This window comes from Paenibacillus polymyxa, from assembly GCF_001719045.1.
Classification (GTDB): domain Bacteria; phylum Bacillota; class Bacilli; order Paenibacillales; family Paenibacillaceae; genus Paenibacillus; species Paenibacillus polymyxa_B.
The window spans coordinates 3938615-3965000 of the sequence record NZ_CP015423.1; the positions used below are offsets into that span (position 1 = coordinate 3938615).

General features: G+C 45.4%; 25 protein-coding genes and 1 pseudogene. 19 read left to right on the forward strand and 7 right to left on the reverse strand.

Features of this window, described 5'->3' with window-relative positions; all coding sequences use genetic code 11:
- The first annotated feature begins 22 nt into the window (after positions 1 to 22).
- From AOU00_RS17580 to AOU00_RS17615, 8 genes are all read left to right on the forward strand, one after another.
- Entirely contained in the window at positions 23 to 1369 is a 1347-nt protein-coding gene (locus AOU00_RS17580) for a phosphoribosyltransferase family protein (protein ID WP_069292075.1), read from the forward strand.
- Positions 1366 to 2517 carry a cysteine protease StiP family protein gene (locus AOU00_RS17585; RefSeq protein ID WP_061831754.1) on the forward strand — a complete coding sequence of 384 codons (1152 nt, stop codon included), beginning with the start codon at positions 1366 to 1368 and terminating at the stop codon, positions 2515 to 2517. The genes AOU00_RS17580 and AOU00_RS17585 overlap by 4 nt, the downstream gene beginning before the upstream one ends.
- Complete coding sequence (locus tag AOU00_RS17590) at positions 2514 to 3350, forward strand: HAD family hydrolase (RefSeq protein ID WP_069291215.1); 837 nt, start codon at positions 2514 to 2516, stop codon at positions 3348 to 3350. The genes AOU00_RS17585 and AOU00_RS17590 overlap by 4 nt, the downstream gene beginning before the upstream one ends.
- 17 nt (positions 3351 to 3367) lie before the next feature.
- The gene (locus AOU00_RS17595; RefSeq protein ID WP_061831752.1) at positions 3368 to 4399 is read left to right on the forward strand and encodes an ATP-grasp domain-containing protein; all 1032 of its coding nucleotides are present in this window, start codon (positions 3368 to 3370) and stop codon (positions 4397 to 4399) included.
- 58 nt (positions 4400 to 4457) lie between these two features.
- Positions 4458 to 5138 carry a hypothetical protein gene (locus tag AOU00_RS17600; protein ID WP_061831751.1) on the forward strand — a complete coding sequence of 227 codons (681 nt, stop codon included), beginning with the start codon at positions 4458 to 4460 and terminating at the stop codon, positions 5136 to 5138.
- 98 nt (positions 5139 to 5236) lie between these two features.
- Positions 5237 to 6337: a toxic anion resistance protein gene (locus AOU00_RS17605; protein WP_061831750.1), complete on the forward strand. Its 1101-nt coding sequence runs from the start codon at positions 5237 to 5239 to the stop codon at positions 6335 to 6337.
- Positions 6338 to 6675: 338 nt separating this feature from the next.
- Positions 6676 to 7221 (forward strand): hypothetical protein, encoded by a 546-nt coding sequence (locus tag AOU00_RS17610; RefSeq protein ID WP_061831749.1) that lies wholly within the window; start codon positions 6676 to 6678, stop codon positions 7219 to 7221.
- 43 nt (positions 7222 to 7264) lie between these two features.
- Positions 7265 to 7942, forward strand: coding sequence for a vWA domain-containing protein (locus AOU00_RS17615; RefSeq protein WP_061831748.1), 678 nt, complete (start codon positions 7265 to 7267; stop codon positions 7940 to 7942).
- Between the two features lie 376 nt (positions 7943 to 8318).
- Here the strand turns inward: AOU00_RS17615 and AOU00_RS17620 are convergent, their stop codons facing one another.
- The 4 genes from AOU00_RS17620 to AOU00_RS17635 all read right to left on the reverse strand — a co-directional run bounded on the left by AOU00_RS17620 (position 8319) and on the right by AOU00_RS17635 (position 12417).
- Positions 8319 to 8699 (reverse strand): DUF3899 domain-containing protein, encoded by a 381-nt coding sequence (locus AOU00_RS17620; protein ID WP_061831747.1) that lies wholly within the window; start codon positions 8697 to 8699, stop codon positions 8319 to 8321.
- Positions 8699 to 10342 (reverse strand): peptide ABC transporter substrate-binding protein, encoded by a 1644-nt coding sequence (locus AOU00_RS17625; protein ID WP_069291216.1) that lies wholly within the window; start codon positions 10340 to 10342, stop codon positions 8699 to 8701. Before AOU00_RS17625 ends, AOU00_RS17620 begins: the two co-directional genes overlap by 1 nt.
- A 196-nt stretch (positions 10343 to 10538) precedes the next feature.
- Positions 10539 to 11489, reverse strand: a complete 951-nt coding sequence (locus AOU00_RS17630) for an ABC transporter permease (RefSeq protein ID WP_069291217.1) — start codon at positions 11487 to 11489, stop codon at positions 10539 to 10541.
- Between the two features lies 1 nt (position 11490).
- Complete coding sequence (locus AOU00_RS17635; RefSeq protein WP_069291218.1) at positions 11491 to 12417, reverse strand: ABC transporter permease; 927 nt, start codon at positions 12415 to 12417, stop codon at positions 11491 to 11493.
- A gap of 318 nt (positions 12418 to 12735) precedes the next feature.
- Between AOU00_RS17635 and AOU00_RS17640 the strand changes: the two genes are divergently transcribed.
- The 5 genes from AOU00_RS17640 (at position 12736) to AOU00_RS17660 (ending at position 16459) form a co-directional block, all read left to right on the forward strand.
- Positions 12736 to 13503 (forward strand): amino acid ABC transporter substrate-binding protein, encoded by a 768-nt coding sequence (locus tag AOU00_RS17640; RefSeq protein WP_069291219.1) that lies wholly within the window; start codon positions 12736 to 12738, stop codon positions 13501 to 13503.
- Between the two features lie 40 nt (positions 13504 to 13543).
- Complete coding sequence (locus tag AOU00_RS17645; protein WP_023987212.1) at positions 13544 to 14203, forward strand: amino acid ABC transporter permease; 660 nt, start codon at positions 13544 to 13546, stop codon at positions 14201 to 14203.
- Positions 14204 to 14218: 15 nt separating this feature from the next.
- The gene (locus tag AOU00_RS17650; protein WP_023987213.1) at positions 14219 to 14971 is read left to right on the forward strand and encodes an amino acid ABC transporter ATP-binding protein; all 753 of its coding nucleotides are present in this window, start codon (positions 14219 to 14221) and stop codon (positions 14969 to 14971) included.
- Positions 14972 to 15241: 270 nt separating this feature from the next.
- Complete coding sequence (locus tag AOU00_RS17655) at positions 15242 to 15847, forward strand: VC0807 family protein (protein WP_069291220.1); 606 nt, start codon at positions 15242 to 15244, stop codon at positions 15845 to 15847.
- 6 nt (positions 15848 to 15853) lie between these two features.
- Complete coding sequence (locus AOU00_RS17660; protein ID WP_069291221.1) at positions 15854 to 16459, forward strand: TetR/AcrR family transcriptional regulator; 606 nt, start codon at positions 15854 to 15856, stop codon at positions 16457 to 16459.
- 156 nt (positions 16460 to 16615) lie between these two features.
- On the opposite strand, the gene AOU00_RS17665 is transcribed toward AOU00_RS17660, so the two are convergent.
- The gene (locus AOU00_RS17665) at positions 16616 to 16834 is read right to left on the reverse strand and encodes a DUF6809 family protein (RefSeq protein WP_069291222.1); all 219 of its coding nucleotides are present in this window, start codon (positions 16832 to 16834) and stop codon (positions 16616 to 16618) included.
- 441 nt (positions 16835 to 17275) lie between these two features.
- On the opposite strand from AOU00_RS17665, the gene AOU00_RS17670 reads away from it, so the two are divergent.
- Entirely contained in the window at positions 17276 to 17914 is a 639-nt protein-coding gene (locus AOU00_RS17670) for a glycoside hydrolase family 11 protein (protein WP_061831741.1), read from the forward strand.
- A 325-nt stretch (positions 17915 to 18239) separates the two neighbouring features.
- Positions 18240 to 18632: pseudogene (locus AOU00_RS17675) on the forward strand (SUMF1/EgtB/PvdO family nonheme iron enzyme); the annotation flags it as partial.
- A 124-nt stretch (positions 18633 to 18756) separates the two neighbouring features.
- Here the strand turns inward: AOU00_RS17675 and AOU00_RS17680 are convergent.
- The gene (locus tag AOU00_RS17680; RefSeq protein WP_061831739.1) at positions 18757 to 20109 is read right to left on the reverse strand and encodes an MATE family efflux transporter; all 1353 of its coding nucleotides are present in this window, start codon (positions 20107 to 20109) and stop codon (positions 18757 to 18759) included.
- 138 nt (positions 20110 to 20247) lie between these two features.
- On the opposite strand from AOU00_RS17680, the gene AOU00_RS17685 reads away from it, so the two are divergent.
- From AOU00_RS17685 to AOU00_RS17695, 3 genes are all read left to right on the forward strand, one after another.
- Positions 20248 to 20934, forward strand: a complete 687-nt coding sequence (locus tag AOU00_RS17685; RefSeq protein ID WP_061831738.1) for a TetR/AcrR family transcriptional regulator — start codon at positions 20248 to 20250, stop codon at positions 20932 to 20934.
- Positions 20935 to 21496: 562 nt separating this feature from the next.
- On the forward strand, positions 21497 to 22258 hold the full coding sequence (locus AOU00_RS17690) for an alpha/beta fold hydrolase (RefSeq protein ID WP_061831737.1): 762 nt from the start codon (positions 21497 to 21499) through the stop codon (positions 22256 to 22258).
- Positions 22259 to 22375: 117 nt separating this feature from the next.
- Positions 22376 to 22687 (forward strand): dihydrofolate reductase family protein, encoded by a 312-nt coding sequence (locus tag AOU00_RS17695; protein ID WP_081330729.1) that lies wholly within the window; start codon positions 22376 to 22378, stop codon positions 22685 to 22687.
- Positions 22688 to 22809: 122 nt separating this feature from the next.
- On the opposite strand, the gene AOU00_RS17700 is transcribed toward AOU00_RS17695, so the two are convergent.
- Positions 22810 to 24126, reverse strand: coding sequence for an erythromycin esterase family protein (locus AOU00_RS17700; protein ID WP_069291224.1), 1317 nt, complete (start codon positions 24124 to 24126; stop codon positions 22810 to 22812).
- 601 nt (positions 24127 to 24727) lie between these two features.
- Here AOU00_RS17700 and AOU00_RS17705 point away from each other — a divergent pair.
- Positions 24728 to 25879, forward strand: coding sequence for an epoxide hydrolase family protein (locus tag AOU00_RS17705; RefSeq protein ID WP_069291225.1), 1152 nt, complete (start codon positions 24728 to 24730; stop codon positions 25877 to 25879).
- Positions 25880 to 26386 lie beyond the last annotated feature (507 nt).

Consider the following 26386-nt stretch of genomic DNA (forward strand, 5'->3'; position numbering starts at 1 on the left):
TCCTGTGGACAAGCTGTTTGCGATGGCGGCACGGGTCAATAAAAAGCGTTCGTTTTTATTTGTCAGCAAGGTGCTGGGCAAGCATATTCCGGTAAACCCATACACCTCTCTGCTCAGTGGTGCGGCGCTGGCGATTCTACTATATAAGGAGCTTGTCCCACAAGCGGGACAACAGATGGATGAACTGATAGGAGAGGCCGTGAGAGGACTTCTTGACCCGGACTATGCGAAAGAGGCCTACCGAAAGTTGATGGATGAGCGTTTAGCTTTTGCTTTTACAGAGCCGATCAAGTTTGTTGGTTTTGCCGAGACGGCTACAGCACTGGGACACAGCATGTATCGGTTGTTTGACGACGGAGCCTCGTATATTCATACGACGCGCGAGGATATTCCGGGCCTTCGGCCTATTATTCGGTTTGAAGAAGAGCATTCGCACGCTGTTGATCATCGTTGCTATGCACTGGATGAAGATGCTTTTGCGGGAGATGGCCCGATTGTGCTGGTAGATGATGAAATTACGACGGGAAAAACAACGCTTAATATCATACGGGATATTCAGGAGCATTTTCCGCGTAAACAGTATGTGATTGCTTCGTTATTGGATTGGCGAACAGACAGCGATGAGCAGGCTTTCACTGACCTGGAGGCAGAGCTAGGCATTACGATTACGCCTTTAAGCTTGCTCAAAGGAAAGATTGAGGTACAGGGAGTACCGATACTGGATCACGCAGCATATGCCGGACAGGCTGGGCACCCAGAACATGCAGCCACTAGCATGGCAGAGGTTAATAAAGACGCTTCTGGAGTAATTGACCACCGTTTTGAAAAGGATACTTCCGGTTTTGAACGGGTAGTACACAGTTCCATGTCAACAGACGGGTACGCCAATACAGCTCCTTATCTAAAATATACAGGCCGTTTTGGTCTACATTCCGCTGACAATTCAGCATTGGATGCAGAAATCACGCGCACAGCTGAACGACTGAACCAACTTCGTTCTGGGCAACGCACGCTGGTTATGGGCACGGGAGAATTCATGTACATTCCAATGCGGATTGCAGCAGAGCTAGGCCCGGATGTGTATTTTCAATCGACGACACGCAGCCCGGTGTATCCCCACCGTGAAGAAGGGTATGGCGTCGTTTGTGGTGTGACATATCCTTCGCCTGAGGACAGTACGGTACGCAATTTTATTTATAATGTAGACCCCGGCCAGTATGACGAAATATTCGTTTTGATGGAAAGGGAGTCAGACCCAGGGCGGATGAAACCCATGCTGGAGGCTTTGACCCGTCTGGGCTGCGATAAAGTGCATGTTGTTTATTTTAACGGTTTAACTAGACAGGAGAGTAAAGGAGCGCGGATATGAAGCAAGCACTTATGGAGCAAATACAGCAGAAGAACATTCATCCGCCCGAACCGCTGGGCAGTTATCCTGCCTCGGATGTCACTTTTTTATTGAAGGATTTGAGCCGGGTTACGTTGGAAAAAGGGACGGAGGATCGTGAAGAGGCGATTCAGTCGGGAGTCCATTATTCAGAAATGCTGCCAGTGGAATACGAGCCCACAGCAGAGTATATTGCACTGTTTCACGATACGCTTGCCCAATCTGCCAAAAAGGTTGCATTAGCGGCAGCTTCTGTGGCTGAGATGATTGTGAGAAAAAGAGGCCTGAACACGGCGATTGTTTCTCTGGCTAGAGCAGGGACGCCCATTGGTATCCTGATCAAGCGTTATATTGACTGGAAGTATGGCGTATCCTTGCCGCATTACAGCATTTCTATTATTCGTGGCAAAGGCATTGACCGGAATGCGATTTTATACATTTTACAGCAGCATGGGCTGGGGATTGAACTTCAGTTTGTTGATGGCTGGACGGGGAAAGGGGCGATTCGCCAGGTATTGATTGAGGCCTGTCGTGAGATGAACGCGGATTACGGGTTGCGTCTAAATGATGATCTGGCGGTGCTGGCCGATCCGGGCAGATGTTCGGAAACCTTTGGTACACGAGAGGATTATTTGATCCCAAGTGCTTGTCTGAATTCGACTGTATCCGGTTTGATGAGTCGGACGGTATTACGCGACGATCTTATAGGCCCGGACGATTTCCATGGAGCCAAATTTTATGAATCCTGGCGGTCAGTGGATCAGTCCAATACGTTTGTGGATACGATATCCGGGTACTTTCAAGACGTGGCTGATACGGCAGTTGCATATGCAGAACAAATGACATTGAACCCGTCTGCGGTGACATGGCAAGGCTTACGGGATATAGAGGCGATTCAGCAGGCATTTGGTATTCGGGATATCAATCTGGTCAAGCCCGGAGTGGGGGAGACGACTCGTGTACTACTGCGCAGGGTGCCGTGGAAAATTCTGATTGACCGCGAAGATAATCCGAATCTTCAGCATATTATGCTGCTGGCCAAGGACCGTGGAGTGCCTGTAGAGGTATTTGAAGGATTGACTTATTCCTGCTGCGGAATTATCAAGCCGCTCAAGGGGGGACAAGAATGATCTACGCAAGTGACTTGGATCAGACACTGATTTACTCCAAACGTTCGCTTGGCGTACCGCTGGAGTCTCCTGGGCTGTTGCCTGCGGAACAGATAGACGGGGCGACATCGGCTTTTATTTCTGAACAAGCCCTGCAATGGCTAAAGACACTGCCTGAAGATGTGATGTTTATGCCCGTGACGACTCGGACGATGGAACAGTATCGACGAATCACTGTGTTTCAGACGGAGTTGGTTCCCGCATATGCCGTGACGAGTAATGGTGGAAACATCATCGTCGGAGGCGAGGTGGATCGAGAGTGGAATCGGCGTATTCATGAACAAGTACGCCGTGATGGTGCTCATGCGGAAGAAGCACGTCAGGTGTTCGGACAGGTGCTGCATGAAGACTGGGTGGTAAACGAGCGCTTTTGCGATGAGTTATTCTATGCTTTCATGATTGAACGGGATCGTATGCCGCTGGAACAGGTGCTGGAGAAGGCGCGAATCATGCGTGAAATGGGCTGGGAGGTATCCATTCAAGGTCGTAAGGTGTATTTGGTACCTGCGGCCGTGAATAAACAAGCAGCCGTGAAGCACATCCGCAATCTCACGAATGGAGGGGCAGTGGTTGCGTCCGGTGACTCTTTGCTAGACCGTTGTTTGCTGGACTATGCCGATTATGCGATTGCTCCGCGTCATGGTGAATTGTATCGGGAACAGCTGCGGGATAAGCTGGAGGTCAATTACCGTTTTACAGAAGTGTCGGGGGTTTATGCAGCGGACGAAATCATGGCGTATGTTCATGCAATACACCGGAGTGTATTCGCAGCTCAAACTTCATTTTCAGAATAGATAGGGGACGTGGCTCTGTGAAGAAGGTTAAGGTGTATTTTAACCGCTGGTTTTCAGTGGCGTATCATTATATGAATGCTATTCGTAACAATGAGGACGGTATTCCGTTCGAGATCTATGCGACACACTCAGATCCGCAGCACATGGCGCTACAGGCCAGTGATATAGCTGAAGTAGAGCCTCGCACCAGTGGTGTGGAGTACGCACGGTTTTGCGCTGATTTTTGTAGGCGGCACGGAATTGATGTCTTTATCCCACGGTGGAATATGCTCGATATTAGCAAGCATCTTTATTTGTTCGATGATATTGGGACAAAAGTGATGGTATGCCAAGATACCGAACTGCTGGAGCAACTGATGGAAAAGGATCTGTTTTATGAATCCATTCGTCAAAAGGACATTGTCACGATTCCCGACTATGCCATTGCCAGCAATGCCGAGCAGTTTAAACAGGCTTATGAGTCGTTAATAGCACTTGGGCATAAGGTATGCTTCAAGCCATGCAATGCAGAAGGCGGGATGGGCTTTCGTATCATCAACAATGAACGTAATCCGCTGGAGGAGCTGTTCGGCCATGCGCTGAATCATATTTCTTTCGAGGAGGCACATCGCGTATTGTCATCCACAGAATCATTTTCCAATCTGATGGTGATGGAGCTGCTGGAGGGATACGAATACAGTATTGACTGCCTGGCTGACCGGAACGGAAAACTGCTAGCGGCAGTTCCGCGTAGGAAAGCAGGAGGACGATTACGGCTGCTGGAGCAGCATTCCGAGCTGTTGAAGGTGGCACAGAAGGTCGCTGAGGCGTATCACATTCCGTACAATTATAACATTCAGGTAAAATATAACGGCGAGCATGCCAAGTTGCTAGAGATCAATCCGCGGATGTCCGGAGGACTTCATGTATCATGTTTGTCGGGTATCAATTTTCCTTATCTAGCGGTGAAATCGGCTTTGGGTCATGAGATCGGTTCACTTCATCCGCAATACGACATTTTAGCCAGTCATATCGAGCAGCCAATCACCATACGTAAATCCGTACATTGACACACACAAATATTGTTTTCTACAATATGGTAAGGGTTTACGTCAGGAGGTACAAGCTATGACGTCAAAAATGTGGGGTGCCACGATTGCTGTGGTTAGCTACCTGATTGCGCTTTTACTAAGTTTTTGGTTGCCACTGTTTGTGTGTTTGGCGATTCCGATCATTGGTTTGGGAGGATACAGTGCCATCATGGCCGTTCGCCATCCTCGCCCCAATCTGACCGGTTCCGTGATTCCGGTGGTGCAGGAGCAGGTCGGTGAGACACAGCAGCATGAAAAGGAAGCTACCGTTCGACCGGAGTCTATGACAGGACAAGTACGTCAACCAGATCAGGTGAGCAGTGAATTTGCTCAGGTGATGGAGTATTTGGAGGTCCTGGAGGACATGGTGATCTCCGAGGGACAGAAGGATACGCTTGATAACGAGATTGTCGAGAAGGCGCTGGCTCTATTTGCACGTTTGCAGCGGGTCATTCCGCTTTTGCATGAACTGAACAACAGCGAAGTGAATCATACGGTTCGGAGATTGATTTTGAAGGATTTGAACGGACTGATTAATCCGTTTCTTCGGCTCAGCGGCGATGCGAAGCGGACCAACCGGAGGACGTTATTAAACGGATTACGGGATGTGGACAGCAAAATATCGGTAATTGTATCTACGGTGGAGCATAAGGATCTGCTGGAATTACAGAGCAAAGCGGAGCTTATTCACCAGCGATATAGCAGTTCCGAATTGTAGACGATTTTTTGAGAGAATAAAAAAAGTAGCAGAATAGCTGCTCTGAATAACAACGATTAGACTTGGGTAACAGTTGTTTTCAGAATAGGAGGTAGCGTATGGCGACCCCATGGGCTGAATTGAAAAAAGAAGATGAACAAAAGGTGACTGAGGAGGCTTCACAGCTGATTCAGAAGGTATCACAAAGCGATGTCATGAGCTTGGATACCTTAATGGATGATATCGGTAAGCTGGGGGTTAAAACGCAGGAACGTGCGGGGCAGACCCTTAAAATGCTGGATCGTCCGGTAAACGACCTCATGTCCGGTGATCGGGCTGAGGTATCCAATATGATCTTAAAGCTACGTGATGAATGCGAAACGCTCCAGCAGAGCAAAAATATGAGCTTTTTTGGCAAGCTGCTGCGTAAAAGCCCGTTAAAAAACTACATTTACAAGTATCAGTCGGTGAAGACGAACATCGAGAAAATCATTACTGCCTTGAGAGATGGTAAAGATAATCTGGAAGAAAACATCGTCAGCATGAGACAGTTGAAGAAGGCTTCCATTGAAGAAATCTACAATTTACAGACGAAGATTGCCTTTGGTAATCGCCTGAAAGAACTGTTTGAGACCGAGATTGCCAAGCCGGAAAATGAAAACCGTAAGCCTCATCTGGAGCGGGGATTGCGCAAGGTGGTTACTCGTACGCAGTCGATGACTGAAATGATTTTGTTATATAATCAGGCGATTGCGGCAACGGATATTATTAATGATAACAATGATAAACTGATTGATTCTGTAAATAATGCGATTGATAAAACATCGAATCTGATCACTGTATCGGCTATGATCGCGATGGCGCTGGCGGATCAGGATAAAATCATTTCAGCCGTCGATGCGACCAACCGTACGATTGAAGATCAATTCAAGGAAAATGCGAAGCTTCTCAAAACGACGACCGAGAGAACGACAGATTTGCTTAGCAAGCCTTCTATGTCACTGGAGGCTGTGAATCAGGCGATTGGTGATTTGGTATCTGCTTTGGATCTGTCTGAAAAATCAAACCGTCGGATTATTGAAAGCTGCCACGATTATACAAGTAAAATGACAGCAATCAATGCCAACCTCAGCCAACGTCTGGGGATCGAAGGGAAAGAACCATCCAAACCGCTGAAGGATAGCAATTCCTCTGAGGGTCTGAGCTCGTTTTTGAACTGATGACAATGTAGAATAATAGACCCAATCTATGAAAAAGACGCCGGGATGACTCCGAAAGGCGTCTTTTTTTGGTTTGGCAGCAGCTAATAAAGGACATGATGAACATACATAGCATTCTCGTGCATAAACTCTTAAAAAGCGAATGACAAAAGGAGAGAGCGAGCGTATGATGTCCTTTATTTTAGGGTGTGTGATTGTCTATTTACTCGTAGCTGTCAGTAGCGAAAAAGCAGATTCAATTGTGGAGTTAAATGATTCTGTGAAATAAAATTTTTTATTGAAAATCATGCATTTTCTGATAGGATAGAGTTAAATATTGGAATCCCAAAGGAGAATGCATGCTGGAATTTTCATTTGAAATCATCGACGAATCGAAAATTAACATTGTATATCAGTATGGAAGCAGCAGCTTCAATTTTAATTTGTTTTTTAACTACGGTGTGTGGACGCTGCATCCTTTTGACGGGATTCTGCTGCAGAACAAGGAAATGTGCCGTCTGATCGTTACGGATCTGTTTAAGAACAAAGATTTTCATGTCATGCTGGCGCGCGAAAATATTTTATTATCAACCCTGCGTACCTCTATTGATCTCAATCCCGAAACTCGGGGAGATCGATATCAGGAACAGGAATTTGATGAGCTGTCTGATTTTGCTGAGACACACAGCTTTGAAGAGGTACTGCAAATAGAGCAGGATTCCGTTCGCGAGCGTATAGATTTCTTCCAAAACATCATTCAAAAAATGTATATGGAAGGATTCGGCCCGGAAGACAATGATTTTAACAAGGTACAAGCTATTCTTCGCATTTATAAGGCTGCACATGACCAACTCGGAGAATTGAGCGACTTTCCCCTGAGAGGCGACGAACGACGCAGATGGTAGACTAGACGGGCTAGGGTATACATCATAGAGGAGCGTGGGGAACATGAGCAGTATTTCTTTACTTAAAAAGAATGCGCAACTGGTACTGACTAAAAAGAATCTAACAAATGTAACTGCAAGAGTTGGATTGGTGCTCGATATTTCAGGATCTATGAGAAGCTTGTACAAAAATGGTACTGTTCAAAAGGTGTTGGAACGAATTGTTGCAGTAGCGAGTTCTTTGGATGATGATGGTGTACTGGACGTATGGGTGTATGATCACCGTTTTTCGCGTTTGCCGTCCGTTACCGAAAATGACGTTGACAACTATGTTGAAAAACATATTTTGTCCAATGATTATTTGCCCAAGTTCGGTCGTAATGATGAGCCACCTGTGATGCGCGATGTTATCGCCAAATACACCAAGGAAGAACCCTCTTCTGATCCGGCCTTTGTTATTTTTATTAATGATGGCGGTGTGAAGCGTGGAAAAGGAGATAATATCGACAACGCAGTCATTGATTCGTCAGGAGAGCCGATTTTCTGGCAATTTATCGGTGTGGGTGAATCCGATTTTGGCGTATTAAAGAAGCTGGACAATATAGAGGGCCGTGTGGTAGATAACGCTAACTTCTTCCAAATTCAAGATATCGAATCTATGGAAGACAATGAATTGTACGAACTATTGCTTAACGAGTTCCCATCATGGTTACAGGAAGCGAAGGAAAAGCAGATTTATTAAGGCTACTAAGTGTTGTACTATGAGCCCTTCTCAAAGCTTAATATATCAAAAATGCAAAAAGAGAGAGTTCCGCTAGCAAACGCTTTGCGAAACTCTCATTTTTATTGATTGTCAGTTTCTAAAAAAGTTCAGGCCAAGTTATTAACCTCGGACTATCACTTCCCAGCTACACACGCTCTAAAAACGTATAGAGGCCCTACGGCGGTTGCCAGCGGAGCGGGCAGAATTGTTCTGAAGAAGCGAAGCGTTCGCCTTTATCCCCGGATTTTACCCTTACAGGTTCTATTCAATAGAAATCCGGGGATAACAGCGATCGGAAGAACAATCTGCACGCGCAGCGCCCACCAACCGACCAAAGGCTTCTAATCGTTTTAACCTATCTCATCCCCATTAATATCATCGAGCAAAGGATAAGCCCCGTCCCGCACCCCGAAGTATATACCTTGAGGTGGCGGAACATGGATGTTTTCCAGGCTGACAGAGATTCATCGGAACGTAAACGTTCATTTTCCTCCCGTAATGCCTTGGATTGACGAATGAACAACTGTCTGATGTCGGCAAATCCCCGCAGGAAGAGGGTTAGAAAACCGCTTTGCAGAACGTGGAAGATTGCACCGATCACCAAGCCCAGCAACCCCAACAGGAATAGCAGATTTGCAGTAGCCATGTTTTCACGACCATACAAGAGATGGGGGATGGCGTACAGAAATCCTAAAGTACCGACAATCAGGGCAGTGAGCCCGAAACGTAAAATCATTATTTTTCGACCCGTTTCGCAAAGCGCAGGTCTGGGTTCGAACGAGCATCAAATACGATACCTTGAATCTTAGGACTGATTAATGCGGTGTCCGCAGAGAACTGGATCGGAATAATCGGCAGATCTTCCATCAATACGTCTTCTGCCTGGTGGAGCTGTTCAAAGCGTTTTGCCGGATCAAGCTCAAAGGTTGAGGATTCAATCAGTTTGTCATACTCCGGGTTGCTCCAGTTGGTAAAGTTGTTCGAATTTTTGGAAGTATAATGCCCCAATACGCCGAGTGGATCCAGGAAGTTTCCTTCCCAGCCCATACGAGCGATCTGGAAGTTCTTCTGTTTAAAGGTATCAATGTACGTTTTCCATTCCTGATTCTCCAGCGTCACTGCAACGCCCAGGTTCGTTTTCAGCATTTCCTGAATCGCTTCAGCTACTTTTTTATGCTTGTCCGAAGTGTTGTATTTAAAGGTGATCGGTGGCAGCTGGGTCAAACCTTCTTCTTTCAGACCTTCGGCCAGCAATTGTTTCGCTTTCGCAGCGTCAAACTCATAGTATTTTTTCGGTGCTTCATCACGGAAGTCCTTGCCGGATGGCGTTGTTGTTCCGTATGGAACATAACCGTAAGCCGGAGTTTCGCCACCTTTGGTTACGCTAGTAGCCAGTGCTTCGCGGTCAATCGCGTAGGCAATGGCCTGTCTGATTTTTTTATTGTCAAACGGCTTTTGTTTTACGTTAAAAGAATAGGTATACACACTGAAAGATGGATGCGACAGGAATTCCTTGTTGCTCTTTTCCTGATCCAGGGTATCTACGGGAAGGCTCAAAATCAGATCCAGATCGCCCGTTTTGTACATTTGATAATAAGTTGTGGAGTCTTGAACCATTTTAAAATTAATCGTTGCCATTGTAATGGCATCTTTGTTCCAGAATTGATCGTTTTTCGCCAGCGTAATCTGCTCGTTATGTTTCCATTCCTTGGCTACATACGCACCGTTGCCGACCATTGTGCCCGCTTCTGCTGCCCATTTGTCATTTTTCTCAACAACCGATTGGTTTACTGGCAGATAGGCATGACCCACTGCGATCGTTGGGAAGAAGCTCAGCGGTGATTTCAGTTCAACTACCAGAGTTTTATCATCTTTTGCTGTAACACCCACGTCTTCAATTTTACCTTTGCCTGTGTTGTACGCTTCGGCACCTTTGATGTAGTAGAGGGCAGAAGGATCGTAGGCAGCTGTTTTCGGATTCAGTACCCGTTTCCAGGAGTATTCAAAATCCTTAGCTGTCAGTGGGTCACCATTCGACCATTTTGCACCGTCACGGATCGTAAAGGTGTAGGTTTTACCGTCAGGAGATACGTCTACTTTGCTGGCAGCGCCTTCTACGATTTTACCGGCCTTATCGTATGTATACAGCCCTTCGTACAAGTTATCAATCACAAAGTAGGACGTTGTATCTGATGCGAAAGCAGGGTCTAGCGTATAAGGCTCTCCACCTGCCAGATTGGCAGTAATTTCTTGCGGGATATCTGCTTGAGGCGCGGCGGACGGGTCGTTGCTTGCTGTTTTGTCCGTATTACCAGAGCATCCAGCCAAAGCCGTTACGGCCAAAAGTAAGATGATCGTCATCCAATGCATTTTTTTCATCGTGGTTTTCCTCCATTACTGTGATAAGTTATGCCAAAAATAAGGTACACCGTACCGGGGGTTATTCATCCTCCTTTCCCGCAGGTATGCCGCGTGTGCGCACTTCGATAAAGGAATTGCCGTTTTTCCTGAGGTTAGGCAAGAAGCTGCGGATCATGGTGACACCCCTCCTTGTCCAATTTGGATCTCTCTGTTGTTAATGTTGTGAGCGCGGATCAAGCGCATCCTGAAGCCCGTCTCCAAGTGTATTGAACGCCAGCATGGTGAGCGATATCATCAGCCCTGGGAAGAATAGGCGCCACCATTGACCGCTTAAAATAACGCCAAGTGAATCGTTAGCCATCGTCCCCCAGCTGGCCGAAGGAGACTGAATCCCCAGACCGAGAAAGCTCAGAAACGATTCGGCAAAAATAGCCGATGGAATAGTGAACGTCAAATTCACGATAATGATTGCCGCTGCGTTTGGTAGCAAATGTCTGAAGATAATACGTGAATGAGATGTCCCCAAGCTACGGGCTGCTAACACATATTCCTGCTGCTTCAGCTGTAAGATTTGCCCACGCACTACACGGGCCATACCGACCCAGCCAGTAATGGATAATGCAATAATCATCGTGAGCAGGCCTGGCTTCATAATGACGAGCAGCAGAATGATGACCAGCAGATAAGGAATACTGTACAGAATTTCAATAATACGCATTAGGACATTGTCGATCCGGTCGCCCGTTTTGCCGTGCCCAGCACAATAGCCAGCAACACAGCCGACGAGAATGCCAAGTACCAAATCAATAGCGGCAGCGGCAAAGCCGATCATGAGTGAAATTCTAGCTCCGGCCCATGTCCGTGCCCATACGTCCCTCCCCAGATCATCCGTACCAAACCAATGCTCTTTCGAAGGAGAGAGATTCGTTTTCAAAAGGGATTGATCACTGGGTGCATAGGGAACCATGGAAGGTCCAACAATCGCCAGCACAATAATCATGATTAGTAGGGAAAGCCCCAACAGAGCAAGCTTGTTGTTAAAAAGTCTGCGTAGCCGATCTCGCCAGGGTGATTCTTTGGGTCTGGTCAACGTAGGGGTGGGGATCTGGCTACGATCTACAAGACTGAACAGGCTGTCCTTTTCGACAGTAGATGCTGCTTTCATGTTAATCTCCTTTGCTGACTAATTTGATTCGTGGATCGACAAGGCGATAGGATATATCAATTAAAAATAAAGTGACGACCAGAATAGCACTGTAGAAAATGGTCGTCCCCATAATCACTGGATAATCCCGATTAAAGATACTATCTACGAAGTATTTACCGATGCCGGGAATGGCGAATATTTTTTCGACGACAAAGGTACCTGTAATGACGGAAGCGAATAGCGGTCCGATAAAGGAAAGCACTGGAATCAACGCATTGCGTAATCCGTGACGAAGAACTACTGCCCAAGAGGACAACCCTTTCGCTTTGGCAGTGCGTATGTACTCCTCATGCATGACCTCCAGCATACTCGTTCGCATAAAGCGGGCGATAACAGCAAGCGGTGAAACAGCGAGAGCCAGCGACGGGAGCACCGTATGCTGCCAGGTTCCCCATGAGGCGACCGGAAGCAGATGCCATTGGACGGCAACATACTTGATTAACAGCGGTGCCAATATGAAGCTGGGTACGGAAATACCAACAATCGCGATAAACATCGAGATATAATCCAGTGGTCGATTATGGTGTAGAGCAGCCAGCGTTCCGAGCGAAATACCGGCAATAATTGCGACCACGATGGATTGAATACCCAGCAATGCAGAAGGTGGAAAACCTCGGGCAATGAGCATATTGACGTCCGTCGTTTTCGATTGAATAGACGGGCCCATGTCCAGCACTAGCAGATTTTTGAGATACAACACATACTGCACAGCGAGCGGCTTGTCCAGGTTGTATCTGGCACGCATGTTTTGCAATACCGCTTCCGGAATGGTTTTGGAATCGTTCGAGAACGGATCACCCGGAATGATGTGCATGATGATAAACGTTAAAGTGACGATAATCCACAACGTAACAAGCATCGTAAAAAGACGTTTTAAAATGTACATGGGGCTTTATTTCTCCTGTCTATCAAGCTGATTTACATCCTATTGCTGTTGAAATTTTAAAATAAATAAAAGTATATAAGAATACTAGGAAATAATAAGACGGTTTAGGTGACATGTCAAGGTAAGGTTTTACATTATAGAACACAGGTCAAATTTTCGTCACAGGTTTTCCATTTATATAAGGCTAAGATTCCGCTTATTCCTCTCGACGAGTATCCTGCGGTATGTTATGATGATACTCTGATAACGTGTTAACGAACTAAAGCGTTTGCCACCTGTTCTTAGATACGGGGGTCACCATTGTTGGAGGGGAATAAGATGAGAAAAGCAGCCATGTTTACGATGTTGATTGGATTGATGATGATCGTGTTGGCCGGATGTTCCGGCGGTAAGGATGACAGTAAATTGATTATTGGAATTGATGATAAATTCGCCCCGATGGGCTTTAGAGATGAAAATAACGAGCTGACCGGCTTTGATATTGATTATGCGAAAGCGGCCGGGGAACAAATGGGTAAACAGGTGGAATTTCAGCCGATTGACTGGTCTGCCAAAGAATCCGAGCTGAACAGCGGACGTATTGATCTCATTTGGAATGGATACACCATTACGGATGAGCGTAAGGAAAAAGTGCTGTTCACGAAGCCATATCTGAAAAACAGTCAGGTGATTGTCATTCCGGCTACTTCGAGTCTTTCCAAGCTCGCTGATCTGACGGGCAAAACGGTGGGACTCCAGACGCTGTCTTCAGCAGCCGATGCATTGGATGCAAATCCGATCAAAAGTAAATTGAAGCCTGTGTCTGAGTATCCGGATAATGTTCTCGCTTTGACAGACCTGAAAACCGGGCGTCTGGATGCGGTTGTTATTGATGAGGTCGTTGCCAAGTATTATATGTCGAAGGAACAAGGGACGTATAAGCTGCTTGATGAATCATTGGCCCCTGAGGAATACGGCATCGGTGTGAAAAAAGGAAATGAAGAGCTGTTGACGCAGCTGCAATCTGCTTTGGATGAGCTGCACAAGAACGGAAAAGCTGCTGAAATTTCGAAAAAGTGGTTTGGTGAAGATAAAGTATTAAATTAATACGTAGTGTATTGAACTAAGGGTTTAGGAGTCGAAGGTCATGAGTATGGAATATATTTTACGAATTATGAAGCCTATGCTTGAAGGGGCACAGATGACGGTTATTTTATTTTTCATCACGCTCATCTTGTCTATTCCATTGGGTTTTATCGTTACGTTGCTGGCCAAAAGCCGGATTAAGCCAATCGCCTGGCTGATGCATACGTACATTTATGTTATACGCGGTACGCCGCTATTGCTGCAATTATTGTTCTTTTGTTTTGGTCTGCCGATGTTGCCTGTCATTGGGGAGTATCTGGTATTGGACCGGACAACGGCTGCGGTACTGGCGTTTGTACTGAATTATGCGGCTTATTTTGCAGAAATTTTTAGAGGCGGGATGTTGTCAATTGATAAAGGGCAATACGAGGCTTCGCAAGTGCTGGGCTTGAGCAAGTCGCAGACGCTGATTAGAGTCATTGTGCCGCAAATGGTACGGATTGCTTTGCCTGCGGTGACCAATGAGGCGACAACACTGGTAAAAGATACGGCACTACTGTATGCAGTAGCGGTACCGGAACTGCTACATTTTGCGAATACGGCTGTAAACCGTGATTTCTCGATTGTACCTTATGTTGTAGCGGCGGTTATTTATTTGTTGTTAGCTTTGGTACTGACGCTATTCTTCAGAGCGCTGGAAAAACGTTTTAAATTCGAGTAAAAGGAATGTCGGGATATGAATACTAACGCAATAGAAGTAACCGATTTGAAAAAATCGTTCGGCAAGCTCGACGTTCTGAAAAGAGTGAGCTTTAACGTTAAAGCCGGCGAGGTTGTAGCCGTCATCGGTCCTTCAGGTTCAGGAAAAAGTACCATGCTCCGTAGTTTGGTACACCTGGAAGATGTGACAGGCGGGACGATCCGCATTCATGATAAAGCACTGGTGGAAAACGGTCAGTACGCTCCGGCAGGTGACATTAAGGGCATTACCACCGGTATGGGCATGGTGTTCCAGCATTTTAATCTGTTCCCTCACTTGACGGTGCAGGATAATCTGGAGCTGGCTCCGAAGCTGGTGAAGAAGGTGAGCAAGGCTGAGCTACGTCGCCAAAGCGCTGAGTTGCTGGCTAAAGTCGGATTAGCAGATAAAGCAGATGCGTATCCATCCCGACTGTCGGGAGGACAGAAGCAGCGCGTGGCGATTGCCCGGGCAATGATGATGAACCCTGATATTTTACTGTTTGATGAGCCGACCTCGGCCCTTGATCCCGAGCTGACGGGTGAGGTGCTGCGAGTTATCAAAAAGCTGGCTGAGGAACATATGACGATGGTCATCGTGACCCACGAGATGAACTTTGCGAGAGATGTGGCGGATCGTGTCATTTTTATGGATAATGGCGAAATTGCAGAATCCGGTACACCAGAGCAGATTTTTGGCAATCCTCAGCTGGAACGGACGAAGGTGTTTTTGAATCGGGTGGGGGATTAAAAATATAGTTGCTTGTTAGAGTGTGTGTCCGTGAGCAATATGTTTTTAAGCAGGAAGTATGAGGGAAGAATAAAAGCAAGGGAGATGGCAAACGCCATCTCCTTTTTGTAGTTATAGAGTATGCGCACTGTGTAGCCACATTTGGGCAATATGTAGATTGAGGTTCGTATACAGATTATTATTTTTAATCTTTACATACCTACCAAAGGTATGTTAAACGAAAGATACCTACCGAAGGTAGGTTTTGAATGATGAGAGGATGAGTCGATCATGAATAAATCTCGCAACGAAATCATCTTTACGCTAATCATTAATATCGTATTGCCTTATTTGGCTTATCGCCTGCTAATTCCGCATACGAGCAGTGTGGTGGCTCTGTCTATCGCTGCTCTTGTACCACTATGCGACTCGCTCTACAATCTTATAAGGACGCGCAAAGCAGATGTGTTTTCTGGCTTTATCTTTCTTGGTCTGATTCTTGGCGTCGTGGCCGTTCTCTTGGGCGGTGACGAACGCTTCATTCTGCTACGGGAGTCTTATGTGACCGGTATTATGGGGTTGGTGTTTCTAGGCTCGCTGCTCTTTGGTCGACCATTAATTTATTATTTTGCGGAAAGATTCACAGGACATAATCCTCAGATGAACGATAAATGGGGGAAGCTTCCACGCTATCGCTTTAACTTCCGCCTAATAACGGCGGTGTGGGGACTCAGCCTGCTGCTGGAGGCCTTCATCAAAGTAGTGCTGGTATATTCGCTGTCCATACCGACCTTTCTGGTCGTATCGCCGTTCTTCACCTACGGGCTTATTGGTATGACGATCTGGTGGAATATAGGTTTCATTAAACGAATAAAAAGACAGACAAACGGGAGGTAAAAGATTATGCAAGATAAAGCGATGAACGACAGTCTAAAAAAGCTGCTTGAGATTGCCGAAAAGATGATTATGGAGAAAGGCTGTCGGGCGACGACACTACAGGATATTGCGGATCGCAGCGGACTGACTAAAGGAGCCATTTATCATTATGTCAAAAGCAAAGATGAATTGTTCGGTATGATTCTGGAGGCGGGAATGGAGAAAACCAATCAGCGCTTTTTTGAATCTGTCGCCCGGACTCCCGCAGGACCAGAAGGAATCAAATCCCCACTTAACACCTTAACTGAACGCCTTCGTAACATCGGTAGTGGGGACAGCGCTGCCAGCCTGATTTTTATTTATCTACTCAGCCAACAGGATAAGCCCGCCGTGGCTGGCATTCTGAAACGTTATCACGAAGCATCTATCCTCACTGCCAAAACGTGGATCGAAGTCGGACAGCAGAATGGAGCTATCCCTGTTTCAATCGATGCGGACAGGACAGCTCGGATGTTCACCGTGTTCAAGAACGGACTGCAAGTTCAGCATAACATAGTGACAGATGGCGATAAAATCAACGAACTGGAAATTTATGAGTTCTTGATGAATGCGCTGGGCGCAGGAAGAGGCTAGGCACGTCTGAAATTCTCTTAAAGTACTCCATTCGTTCAGCTATCCCTGGATTTTACCTTTAAGTTTATATTCTACTGAGGAGAAATCTAGGGATAACAGCGATCGGAAGAACAATCTGCATGCGTAGCGGGCTCACCACCATAACTCCTCCATTATCTATCTATTACGATCAACAATTTCTTTGTCCTCGCTAAATACTTCAATCATCGTTAATGCCCCCGCCCGATACCCGTGAATGAATGCTGCTGGTAATTTGCTTTTCAACATCTCCATGAGATCACTAATTTTTTGATTCACTTTTTGAGATTCAGGGTCGGTTGAATTTATCTGTTCACTAGGACGCCAATTCCCATAATACATATCCTCCAAAATCATTTTTTATCATACCTCCTATGAAAAGTTAAGTGTTTGTCCTCACGTGAATCGAGAATTCCCATTATGCACTGCTAATCACCCAAGCACATTTTACAGCATGTGATGGATGCATATTGATATTTATGCGTTATTTGCATAAAGTTTTTTTAGTATATAAGCTGAGTTGAAAATGTACATGAGGCGCCACTACGCTGCCGGGTGTTGCTTCACATCGCTGTAATACTGGAATTATTCTATAAAATTCAAAGAAAGCTAAACATAATAGAGTTAAAGCTTTAATTTGCTAGGTTTATATGCAAACGCTATTATTTTATAATCTCACTCAGAAAGGAGGTTAAAGTAAAAAAATACGGAATATGGAACGCATAGGTGATATACTGCAAAGAGAATCAACCAACAAGCAAGTGTATGGGACAAACACAAAATTTTAGGAGGTAGAGTATGTTTAATTTTAGTAAGAAAATGATGACGGTAGTTCTTGCAGCTTCCATGAGTTTTGGGTTGTTTGCAACAACCTCAAGTGCAGCGACAGACTATTGGCAAAATTGGACCGATGGCGGTGGGACGGTCAATGCTGTTAATGGATCGGGCGGTAATTACAGCGTAACATGGAAGGATACCGGGAATTTTGTTGTCGGCAAAGGCTGGACTACTGGATCGCCAAACAGAACGATCAACTACAATGCCGGTGTCTGGGCGCCGTCCGGTAATGGATATTTGGCTCTCTACGGGTGGACGAGAAACTCACTCATCGAATATTACGTCGTTGATAGCTGGGGTACTTATCGACCTACCGGAACGTATAAAGGTACGGTGACCAGTGATGGGGGCACATATGATATCTACACAACAATGCGATACGACGCACCTTCCATTGAAGGCGAAAAAACGACGTTTATTCAGTACTGGAGTGTTCGACAGTCGAAGAGACCGACCGGGGGCAACTCCACAATCACTTTCAGCAACCACGTGAAAGCATGGGCGAGCAAAGGAATGAATCTGGGAAGTAACTGGTCTTACCAGGTGTTGGCGACAGAGGGGTATCAGAGTAGCGGGAGCTCTAACGTAACGGTGTGGTAACCACTCAACTGCAAGCTGTTCAACGAACAGGCGCGGTTGGGACTGTCTCACGGGATAAGCGGGTTTTGAGAGCTGTCTGATAGATAGGGTTTAAATGAATCGATTATAGAGGAAACATTGGTCCCTAAACACTGGAGGCAAACGGAAGGACGTTCCCCTTCAGTTCTATCGTTAATCCGGATACGTCAAAGGTCGTTTCCCATCAGACAAAACGACCTTTGACATTGCCCGGAAGCGAGTTGCAGGCCATCACGGCCTACTATTTTTCCTATCAGCTTAAAGGATATCTATCCATGAGAAAGCTATTAATGTTTATTTTAATAGCGACAATAAGAATGATAACGATAATATAAAATGGACAGCAACGATCAACGAGGGAGCTAACAGTTACCGATTGCCTACAGAAGTAAAGTGGGAATATGCAGCAGGCGGAGGTCAGGCGAGCAAGGGCTACACATACAGCGGAAGCAATAATGCCGACGAGGTTGCATGGTATTGGAAAAATGCCGGAGACAAGTACTTATCTGGAGACTGGAACTGGCCTATCATCGAGAGCAACAATAATAAAACAAAATCAATAGGTACCCAGAAACCCAACGAGTTAGGAATATACGATATGTCCGGCAACGTCAGCAACAACGAGATATCATTCCGAGGCAATTTCGATGCGAATGGCTTTGGTCCCGATCAAGGGTTTCGTATAGCTCGTAGAGAATAGTCGGAATAAGGCACTACAAATGAAGGTTAAACTAACGGGCAGTTTAGGTTAGTACAGTTCTACCCCACCGAGAAGACAGGGTCGGGGAGTGTCCTATCCTGCCTTCTTGCGTGTTATATGTTTTCTACTGTACTAAATTATCCAAATCCGGCTGCAATTTGGTCCGCAGAACATACAGCATGGTGGCACCAACAAGGAACGCAACGGCATCCGAAATGACAAGCGACCAGACCACCCCGTGGAATCCGTTCATTCGATTAGCAATATACAACACAGGAATCAGAGTAACTCCTTGAATAACTGACATAATAAACGCGGCGGTTCCTTGCGCTGTTGCTTGAAAGATACCGGTAAACAGCGAGGTCATTCCTGTAATGAATAAGGATAAGAACGTCACATGTAGAATGTAGCTACCCATTTCAATTAATTGTGGGTCACTCGTAAATAAACCAATTAAGTGGTCGGAAATCAGATAGACGATAACACCAAACACGATTGCTAACGCCACAATAGCTTTGATTGTAAATCCAATGGTATGTTTCATGCGTAATTTATTTGCTGTAAAAGAGAAGGCAATCAATGGCACAACTCCCTCGCATAAGCCCATCAGAATAAACTCAGGAAATTGCAATAGGCGTGATGAAATTCCGTAAGCCGCTACGGCCTGATCCCCATAATCGACAAGAAAATGGTTAAAGATGAGCGACATTGCACCCAAGAAGATACTCATAACAAAGACGGGAACTCCGATTTTGAATACATTGCTCAGAATATCCGCGGTAGCTTTAAACCATTTTACGGAGACAGTTAAGAATTGGCTCTTATATCCCATATAGAAGGCGTAGAATGCACTCGCAACCAAGTTAGAGATGACCGTAGCAGACGCAACGCCGATCACGCCCCAATGGAAGACGAAGATGACTAGCGCGTCGAGAATAATATTCACGACAACACTGAGAATCATACCGAACATCGACGTGATTGCTGCACCCTCGGAGCGCACAATATTCTCCAGCGTGAAGAATAATACGACGAATGGTGAACCAATAAGCATAATCGTGACATAGTCCTTCGTGAATCCGAAGGAGCTAGTTGTTGCCCCGAGGCCATGAACGATTGGATCGATCAACGGGAGACCGACCGCCATCACGATAAGACCGAGAACTAAACTGCTGTAAAAGGCGAATGAAGACACATGCTTCACATCGTCATATTTTTTTTCTCCCAGCAAACGGGAGATGAATGTGCCACTACCCATGCCTATCAAGTTGCCTAGTGCCATAATGATCGCGAATAACGGCAAGGTTAGTGCGAGTGCGGTTAACATGGCAGTATTGCCCAGTGTACCAAGGAAATAGGCATTTAAGATGGAATAGATGACATTCATTGACGTACCTAGCATCATCGGTACAGCGAAGTGAGCTACGGCTTTTGCGACCGGTGCTTTTTCAAAGTAATGGAGGTTTTCTGCATCCATGCGAGTCACTACTTTCTTTATTTATTTTGTCCTTCAGTCTAACAGTGTTAGGTTGTGCCTTACAGTGTTAGATGATATCATGAACCTATGAACCTGTAAAGCATAAACTTACACTGTTAGATAAAAGGGCGGATACCGATGAAAAAAAAGCAGCCTCAAATTTCGGAGGATAAGATTTTGGAAGCCTCGTGGGAGCTTCTTGGAGAGGAGGGTATCGAGAAATTCAGTATGAGACGATTGGCCGACCGGCTAGGGATTCAGGCTCCCTCTTTGTACTGGTACTTCAAGAGCAAGCAGAATCTCTATCAGCGCTTGGCCAACCAGGTATCGAAAATTATTCTGGAGGAGTTTCATTCCGAGGGGGACTGGAAGGAGCAGCTGACGGGGCTTGCGGTAACGATGCGGAGTGTGCTCTACCGGTACCCCTGCTCCACGCAGCTCATGATGATGACGCTGCCCCACGAACCGGACATCATCCGGTTCACCAACCGTATGCTACTCTGCGTGGAGTCGACGCCGCTTGAGCAAGAGCAGAAAATACAAGTAGTTACTACGCTTGTGAACTATGTCTCCTACTTCGTCCTAGACGATTATCAGCATGAGCGTAATGTCTCCGCTATCCTCAAGGACCAGGGAGCGCTTCCGGGTGAGGAGATGATTCACCTTCTGAATTCCATGAGCGAGACAGAAGTGGGACTATTCCGGAGGATGTTCACGAACGGGCTGTTCGAGCTGATGGGGACCGACGGAGCGTTTGAGTTCGGATTGAAGCTGATTCTGTTGGGGGTTGAGCAGGTGATAAAGGAGCAGGAAAGTAGTATGTAAAAACCGCCCATCCGGTTATTGGATGGGCGGTTTCAATTAGGTTACGTTTACCCTAAATTGTTAGTGAATTTATAATCTTCTGTCTGTCTTTTGTCCTTTGTAAACGTGATTTACTTGTATTAATCATCAAGACAGGAAATATGTATCTTCAACTCAATTACTAAGCATAAAATCAAAAGAAGCATTTATAAAGTTGATGTTATTGTCATATAAAATAATGATAGATTAACTAGTACTGGAGTACATTACAGAAAAGAGAACTTTATCACCGATTTTTTTAGCACGTAATAGCGAAGAATTCGCTTTTGATATCCGCCGCTATTCAACTAAAAGGCAGTTATTCAAAGTGACTTCATATCAATGTAAGTTTTACCCGCTCAAGGATTTTGGTGTTTAAGAACTTTTGATTTACGCAAAGTAGCTCTCCAAGCCGCAAATCACGCGGCATTCAATGAGATATTGTTTTTTTCGATGTGGATATCTTTTTTAATATAGACTGTATGTTCAGTCATGATTAAAATGCTAATCAAGAAAATATTACCTCACTGGGGAGGGGAACAAGGTGGAACTTTTTTACGAAATCGAAGGGAATGGAGTCCCTATAGTCATGATTCACTCGGGAGGTGTCGACTCAAGGGTATGGAGATATATGGTGCCTGAATTGGCAAAATCATTCAAGGTCATTACCTTCGATGGTCGAGGAACCGGCCGCTCGCCTGCTATGCAAGAGCCGACTTCACTTGTGGAGGATTTGCGCAAACTTCTCGAATATCTCGGACTGGATCTTGTCACACTTGTTGGTCATTCCATCGGTGGGCAAGTCGCGACTGATTTTGCGTTATCATATCCTTCTATGGTTGAGCGGCTAGTGGTGATTGCCCCTTCATTAACGGGGTTTGCATATTCGCAAGAATTTACCAATTATATAGCATCGGTGAATGCGGCCGCTCCCGATATTTCAAAACTTGTAGAGTTGTCTTTAGCCGGACCGATCTATCGGGCTACGATGGCTAGCCCCCACCGGAGATTTCTGAGTGAAATGCATACTCACTACATGACAAGGGTATTTACCGAGTGGAGGAGCTTTGATGTCCTTTGGCCAGAGCCGCCTTCGATTGAACGTTTAGAGAACATTGCAGCGAGTACGTTATTTATACAAGGAACCATAGAATGGCCGGATATGTATAATATCGCCGAGCACTTCAAGCGTGTACCTGAGATTAGGTTTGCCGAAATCAAAGGAGCTGATCATATGCTTGTCCTTACTCATGCGGAAGAACTAGCAACTAGTATCCGACAGTTTTGTCACAGGAACCATACGTGATTAGATTGGGTATCTCTTGAATCAAAGTATTATAATGGGGTGATAAGAAGTTTTCACTTCTGAAACTGGATTCTTTGATCGAATCATTTTAAAGAAGGAAAACGCAACACCAGATGAATTGGAACGCAACCCTCGTCTCAAGGGGATCTCAAGGAAGAAGTTTTGAACCTCAAAGAGCAACCCGGAAGTAACATCTTGGTGCTTGGAAGCGGCGAGTTAGTTAGGAAGCTGATGAAGCATGATCTCTTCGACGAGTTTCGGATCATGATCTTTCCGTTTATATGGGTGAGTGGAAAGCGTTTGTTTACAGATAACATCAAGACGATGTCTCTTAAGCATGTCTATACCAAGACCTTACATTCGGGAGCAGTTGAATTGACGTACCGTCCATCAAAAGAAGATAACGTTTTTCACCAAGGCTCAGACTGATAAAAACAAAGTCTGAGCCTGCCGCTGTTTTATATTGGAGCCAGTCTTATAATTATAATCTGGAGCCTAACGGTAAACTATACCCAGCTACCCTGCATCCCACAGACGGTTCTTGCGAGCTGTTATTCTGAAAATAAAGCATCCGTTGCAACAGGCTGAAGGATAGGCAGTGGCTGAAGGGAGATGGTCCGGTCGAGATGAACAAACGCATCATAACGATCTGCCATGCTGGAAGGCACGTAATTGCCGAATCGCTCATGAGCAGGCTCATATACCACACCGATGGCACGGTGGCCAATGACCGTATGCAGCATGGAAGATGCATCGGTGAGCATTACCATGCCATTCCGGCCGCCTCCCGCCTGGTGCATGCAATACTCCCAGCTTCCTGGTTGTCCGGGCGGCACGGTCATTTTCTCAACCGGAGCTCCCCAAGCTCTTCCGGCCAGTACCTCGCCCTGATAGGTTCCGAAGCCAACGGCAAATACACGATGTTCTGGATCCTCCCGCAGAAGCTGACCCACATTGACCATGCCATCAGCCATCATATCCGTTGCCCGCGCATCACCGATATGCGTATTATGCTCCCAGACAATAGCCTTTGCCGAGGCGCCGTAATAGGACATGATTCGCTTCAGTGATTCAACCATATGTCTGTCCCGTATATTCCAGGACTGCGGGCCTCCCTGGACCATCGTACGATAATAGGCCTCCGAACTGGAAGTGACGAGCATGTTCACCTCCGCATTCAGCTCTTCCTCACTTCCCGGATACGTCATGCGCCGGCTCTGAATCTGCTTCAGTAGCTCAACCACTTCTTTCTCACAGCTCTCCGAGAGCAATCCTGCCGCAATGCCATAAGCCTGATGGTCCCTGCTATATGGATCAAAACAGGCATATGTCCTGCGGGCCTGTTCTAGCTGGGGAGACTTGGTCTCCTCCAAATAACCGATGATTGCCTCCATCGATTCCCATAACGAGTACATATCGATGCCATAAAATCCAACCTTGGGACAGCCACTGCCGCCCCCTTGATTCACCTCATTGTAATCCTTCAGCCACTCCGCGAAATCACGAATATCCGTATTCGCCCACATCCAGGTCGGCCAGCGAGTAAAATCACCCAGTGCATCGGTTGCCGAAGAATCGGCCCCCTCCATCCCTTTAACATACCGGTTCAATCGATAAGCAGAGGGCCAGTCTCCTTCCACGCCGATAATGTTAAATCCCTTGCTTGCAATTAGCTTCTTCGAAAGCTCGGCCCGAACTCGGTAAAAATCAGACGTCCCATGGCTTGCCTCGCCAAGCAGCACAATATCTGCATCTCCGATGGCCTTAACTATGCGGTCTAGATTCTCCATTCCGTCCAATGGGATAAATAAGGCATTCAGCTCTTTCAAATATGCATTCTGCTCTGATAGATTATCATTAAAATTCATGAATTTGTTCCCTCCTTTAGACGGTATGAGTGAATTATTTCCGATTTGTCCATTCATTAACCCAAAACATGCCTCCCTTAGTGATAAGCCCGGGTAAGTCTGGTCCGGGCAAAATTTGAATTGATCTAACGGGACACGATAGCTTAATAAACAACTAAGACACGGCTACCGGCATGGATCGACCATGTTGTACTAAAGGCAAGATAGCGTGACGAAGTAATCTCGATAAATAAATAGAGGCACAGCTGATTCAGAAAATCGGATGCCATTTGCATTAGTCTAAAAACCATTCAAATAAAATTGGATATGCTTTTTCAGTTACATGGGGAACGCTTAAAAAGAGAGGATCGCGTTGAAACAGCGAAAGACCTGTTTGTATTCTCGGACCAGTTGGAAAATAACCTTGCGCTTCGGAAAGTGTTATGGTGTTGAAAAATTGGAAATCATAACAAAGCGATGAAGTAAGATAATTGTATAACGTTGAGGATAAGGAAGGTTACTAAAGTCCTCAACGGCGAAAAAGATGCCCGATTTTTAGCATAGTACCACAGCAGTTCAAGGGATATCATTAAGATGTGCGCAAAAAAGGAGGAGAAATATAATGTCCGTTGAACGTTTTCATATTCACATTGCAGATGAAGTCCTTGATGATTTGAAAAGAAGATTACACCACATCCGCTGGCCGGATCAATTGGAAAACTCAGGCTGGGATCGAGGTGTTGATTTAACTTATTTAAAATCCCTTGTTTCGTATTGGCGAGAACAGTATGATTGGCGCGAACAAGAATCTCAGTTAAACCGTTTTTCCCAGTTTCGCTGCAACATCAATGGAATTGATGTGCACTTTGTTCATGAGTACGGAAAGGGTCCCAATCCCATGCCCATTATTCTAACCCACGGATGGCCAGATAGTTACCTTAGATATCAGAAGATTATTCCTCTTCTTACAGATCCAGCTAGCTATGGAGGTGATCCTAAGGATTCTTTCGATGTCATTGTCCCTTCATTACCTGGTTTTGCGTTCTCTAGCTCTCCTGACCATCCTGGTGTCAACAATTATCAGGTTTCCGAGATGTGGGCTAAATTAATGACAAAAGAATTAGGATACGATAAGTTTGCTGCAGCAGGTGGGGATATAGGTTCCGGAGTTACGAGATATCTGGCATCGAATCATCCTGAACTTTTATTCGGGATTCACCTAACAGATATTGGTATCATAAGAGATCTACTTACGTCCCATGAGCAGGTAAAACTTTCAGAGGAAGAACTTCAATACAAGAAAAGAGCATTAGAATGGCTTTCTCTAGAGGGAGGGTACATGTCGATACAATCGACACGTCCACAGACTCTTGCGTATGGACTTTCTGATTCACCAGCAGGCTTAGCCGGTTGGATTATTGAAAAATTCCGAGCTTGGAGTGATTGTGGAGGTGACCTCCGTCAAAGATTTAGCGAAGATGAACTCATTACGCATATCATGGTTTATTGGCTTACTAACACAATCGGATCGTCAACGCAGATGTATTACGAAAATTCACATTCTCTGCCGTCATTAGGCTATATAAAAGTACCAACTGGGGTTGCATTATTCCCAGCAGATATAGTATTACCACCAAAAGACTGGGCAGTACGTAATTTAAATATAACTCGCTGGACTACCATGGCTCGTGGTGGACATTTTACGGCCATGGAAGAGCCAGAGCTTTTAGCCCAAGAAATTCGTACCTTCTACAAGCCTTATAGAGTGGAATAGTGAGTGTTTATGATGGAGCAGATATCTTAGAATAATATTCAAGAGCGAAAAGACTTTTTGAGTATGTGCGAACAACCAATTGATTTCAGCGTTTGTTTGATGAAAAAGCTACGGATAAAATCTTTTATTCGAATGCTATTAAAAGGTATTTCAAATAATTTTAAAATGCGCACTGATACGCTAACGGGTACATTAGTTGAAACAAAAAGGTTGCCGTGGCAGCCTTTTTTATTTTATGTTAGGTCTAGTAGGACCAACTTAGCAGCTGAGGCCGATTGGATCAATAAATCTGCCTTAAATGATGTGGGTTAGTATCCATTATTAAAGGCGGATTCACGAAATTCATATAAGGCTCCTTAACGTTGAAAACCGTGTTTGCTGGCGATACCTCAATAATGTAAAAAATTACAATTCATTCTCGTTCCTAAAAGCATGCTTATAGGAACGATTCTAAATTAGTCTATTTCACGTCCCCAAATGTGTATAAATAATTATTGGAACGTTTCA